This is a genomic window from Paraglaciecola sp. (assembly GCF_030730205.1).
GTDB lineage: Bacteria > Pseudomonadota > Gammaproteobacteria > Enterobacterales > Alteromonadaceae > Paraglaciecola.
In genome coordinates this window covers 1-4,539 of sequence record NZ_JANQVQ010000079.1, presented here as the reverse complement: position 1 = coordinate 4,539, position 4,539 = coordinate 1, and the positions used below count along the sequence as shown (strand labels likewise).

The window sequence follows — 4,539 nt, the reverse complement described above, 5'->3', positions numbered from 1 at the left end:
GATCAATAACATCATGAATAACCGCCTGTTCAGACCAGCCCATAATGTCGTAATTTTGCCCACCTTCGGCTAAATGCACTTCCGCTCGGTAGTAAGCATGTTCGTCATCATCGTGCAATTCTTCTTCGTCTAGGGCGTAAGTCGGCGTTATATTTTTGTCGCAGTTAACGGTATAAACAAAGGCCTGCTCTTCTCCTTGATGCACTTCTAAGGTAATAGCCAGATCTGTTTCGACAATATTAGCCTCAAGATGTTGTGCTTTGAACTCAAGTTGTAATGCTTCGAAAGCACGTTTAACACGGTCATGAATGAAGGACTGTACCGCTTGTTTACTGGGAAAATGCACAATAGTTTGTAATCGTTGTTTCCATGAATCTACACCACCAGCTGGTTGTGGAGAGGCATGAAACAGCATACTTTCACGTTTATAAGCCTCTACTCGTAAAGCCTTAAACAAACCCACTATCGCCACTAAAAGTATAATAGAAAAGGGCAATGCGGTTGCTATGGTCATGGTTTGCAAGGCACTTAAGCCTCCAACGTACAACAAGGCAGCAGCCACAACACCTACTAATATGGCCCAGTACACACGCTGCCATAATGGCGTATTATTATTCCCATGCGAGCACAACATATCAACCACCATGGCCCCTGAATCGCAAGAGGTCACAAAAAATATAACCACCATCAGAGTAGCGATAAACGATAGCACGTGGCTAAACGGAAAGTTTTCTAGAAAAACGAACAAGGCGACTGCAGTGTTTTCATTCACCATTTGCCCTAGCAACTCTTGGCCTTGATTAAACACCAAATCGATAGCTGAATTACCGAACACAGTCATCCAAAATAAGGTGAAGGCGGTGGGCACAACTAATACGCCTAGTACAAATTCACGAATGCTGCGACCGCGAGAAATACGCGCAATAAACAAACCAACAAAAGGCGCCCAAGCAAGCCACCATCCCCAATAAAATATTGTCCAACCACCGATCCAGTCGGTTTTTTCGTAGGCAAATAGGTTGAAGGTATTGCGTACGATATCAGATAAATACGCCCCCGTATTTTGCACATAGGCGGTCAGCAAAAACACTGTGGGACCTAAAATAATAACAAACAATAACAAGGCCACTGCCAGCAACATATTCACTTCAGATAAGATACGTATTCCTTTATCTAATCCAGTAGAAACCGACACAATCGCAATAGCAATAATGCCCACCATTAAGTAAATTTGGTTGCTGGTCGACACTGACATATCAAATAAGTAATGCAGGCCAGAGTTGATCTGCGATGCCCCTAGCCCTAGGGAAGTAGCGATACCAAAAATGGTACTCACCACCGCGAGAATGTCCACCACATGGCCCGGCCAGCCATAAATACGATCGCCAATCATTGGATACAGAGCCGAACGCAGAGTTAAGGGTAAATTTTGCCTAAAACTAAAATAGGCAAGCACAAGAGCAACGATGGCATAGATTGCCCAAGCGTGAAGTCCCCAGTGAAAAAACGTTATCTTCATGGCCTCCCTAACCGCTTCAGTGGTATTGACCTCAGCCGTCGGTGGAGCCAAAAAATGCATGATGGGTTCTGACACCCCAAAAAACATTAAGCCAATACCCATCCCTGCCGCAAATAACATCGACAACCAGCTGACAATAGAATACTCGGGCTTAACATGGTCAGGCCCTAAGCGGATATCGCCATATTTAGAGAAGCCCAAATACAGCACCGCCATCAAAATAATTGCAACCGACAAAACATAAAACCAGCTGCCATTATTAACAATGGTCGACTGCAATTCGGTAAAAAAGACACTCGCGCCTTCTGGCATAAAAACCGCAACAATTAAAATCAGCAGTATGGCGAACGAAGAAACATAAAAAACGGGCGGGTTTAACGCTGAGCCCAAACGGTTTGATTCCGACATGGGAATTCCTTTAATCACAATTGCATAGAATATATCGTAGAAAAGGCGACAAATAAACTTCAATACAAATAATTAGAGCACGATTTATTTAGCTAACAAAAAACAAGCAATTTATAAAAAACCTAATATTTTCAAAAGCAAAAATGAAATCATGCGAAAATATTTAGTTAGAATTCAACCATATTTGCGAATTGCATCAGATCATTTATCATGTGCACGACACATAAACACTAAAAAGGTTCTATCAATGAAAAAAACCAAATTGAATTGCGCAATTATTGCCGCTCTTTCTATACAAGGCGTGCAGGCGCAAGAGTCAACAGGTAAAGCATCAATAGAAACAATTGAAGTGACAGCCACCAAACGAACGGCTTCCATTCAGGATATTCCTGTTTCTGTAACCGCATTAAATGGTGATGCTCTAGAAAATCTTGGCGTGGACAACTTCAACGACTATGTCGAATTTTTGCCTAACGTGGTATTTCAAGGCACCGGCCCTGGTCAAAACGAGATCTATATTCGCGGTGCTGCGACCTCTCAAACCAATATTTCAGTCTCATCGGTGCAGGCACTTCAACCTTCAGTGGCTTTTTACCTCGACGAACAGCCGGTATCAATGCAAGGCCGTAACCTAGACGTGTACGCTGCGGATATGCAACGCGTAGAAGTCTTACCCGGACCACAAGGCACCCTATTTGGGGCGAGTTCACAATCAGGCACAGTACGCATGATTTCTAAAAAGCCTGATCACAGTGGATTCAGTGGTGGGCTTGATATCAATATGGGGTTTACCAAAGGCGGGGAAAGCAGTAACTCCGTTGAAGCTTTTATGAACTTCGTCCCTACTGATAATCTTGCATTACGCATCGTGGCTTACAATGACAAACAAGGTGGCTGGATTGATAATGTCTTAAACCAACCTGGCCAAGGCGGCTATACCGGCAGTGCGGTTGTTATCGATCGTATTTCTGGTGGCGTACTGAGTGATCCCGCCAATACACCAATCGTGTCACCTAAAAATGATACCTTAGTAGAAGACGATCAAAACGATGCTGTTTACGCTGGTTTTCGTTTTGGTGCTTCTTATATCATTAACGAAGATTGGAAATTACTTGTTCAGCACACTCAACAATCTTTGGATACAGAAGGGGTGTTTGCTTACGACCCCAACCTTGAAGGTGAAAATTCAGTTAACCGTTTTGTGCCGGAAGACAATGACGATGAATTTGGACTAACAACCTGGACCCTAGAAGGGCGTTTAGACAAACTTGAATTGGTGTATACCGGCGGTTATTTAGACCGGGAAATCAGTTCAACTATCGATTATACCGGCTACACCAATGGCGGTTTATTCTCAGCCTACTACGTATGTAGTTACGGCGGCGATGTAGCAGCAGCAGACGAAGTGTGTTTAGACCCCACTAAGTTTTATAAAGAACAAACTGACACCTCTCGTGTTACGCACGAACTCCGCGTTAATACAGACGCCGACAAAGCATGGCGAGTGACAGCAGGTATTTTCTATGATGACCAAGAGCTAGGTACCGTTGGCAAATTCAAAATTGCCAGTACTGAAAAATTCCCTAATTTAGCCGCAACGCTAAAAGGTAGCGAAGGAATTAACTCAAACGGTGGGCCTTTTGAATCAGAAGTCAGCTTTGTAAATGATGTTACCCATACCATTGAGCAAATAGCCGTATTTGGTCAGCTTGAGTTTGACTTATCTGATGCCGTTACTGCAACGCTTGGCGCCCGCTGGTATCAAATCGATGATATTTATAAAGGATCGACTTCGACCGTTGACGTTAGTCGTCGTATCCGCGCATTTGGCACCCTTGATCCTGATGAGCTAATCGCAGTAGGTGAAGATCCTGCGTTAGTTCAGGCTGCCATCGACAGCGGCCAACTGGAAGTGAGTTTATTGGATGATGACGGCACGTTGACGGTAGATGACGTAATTTACAAAGCGTCATTAGACTGGAAAGTAAATGACGATATTTTGCTGTTTACCACATACTCTGAGGGCTTTCGACCTCCGGTGACTAATCGCGTGGGCGGGGGGTTGGCAACCAATCAAAGTGGTGCCTTTGACGGTTTCAGGATCCCGGTTTATTCAACCACTGATAGCTTGGATAATTTCGAGCTGGGAATAAAAGGTGATTTCTTAGATGGCGTTTTACGTGTAAATGCAACCGCCTACTACTCTGAAATTTCTGATTTACAGACCTCACGGTACGATCCCACCAATATCAGTTTCTTAGTATTTACGGATAACGTAGGTGATGCCGAGATAAAAGGTCTTGATGCCGACATTACGTGGTTAGCCTCAGAAAATTTGGTGATTAATGCCGCCTTTAGTTTACTTGATACTGAGTTAACCAGTGTGAATGCCGAGCTCGCTGGTATTGCGCCAGAAGTGGGGGCTCAACTACCTTACTCAGCAGAGTTTTCAGGCAATATTCGAGCTCGTTATTATTTCGAGCTCAATGACGGTTATGAAGGCTACTTTAATGCTTCTGTCAGTTATACCGGTGATCGTTTAGCTGGTATGGCAATGGATGCATACGTCACCGAAGATGCTACGCAATTAATCTACGGTACGGGCTCTGGCT

At 43.9% G+C, this 4,539-nt stretch carries 2 protein-coding genes; one reads left to right on the top strand and one right to left on the bottom strand.

Annotation, left to right across the window (positions count from 1 at the left end):
- The coding region (locus NWQ57_RS06960) for a choline BCCT transporter BetT (protein ID WP_306021419.1) at window positions 1-1,927 on the bottom strand (1,927 nt) is incomplete at its 3' end.
- A 247-nt stretch (window positions 1,928-2,174) separates the two neighbouring features.
- Here NWQ57_RS06960 and NWQ57_RS06955 point away from each other — a divergent pair.
- Window positions 2,175-4,539: TonB-dependent receptor (locus NWQ57_RS06955; RefSeq protein WP_306021418.1), on the top strand; the 2,365-nt coding region annotated here is incomplete at its 3' end.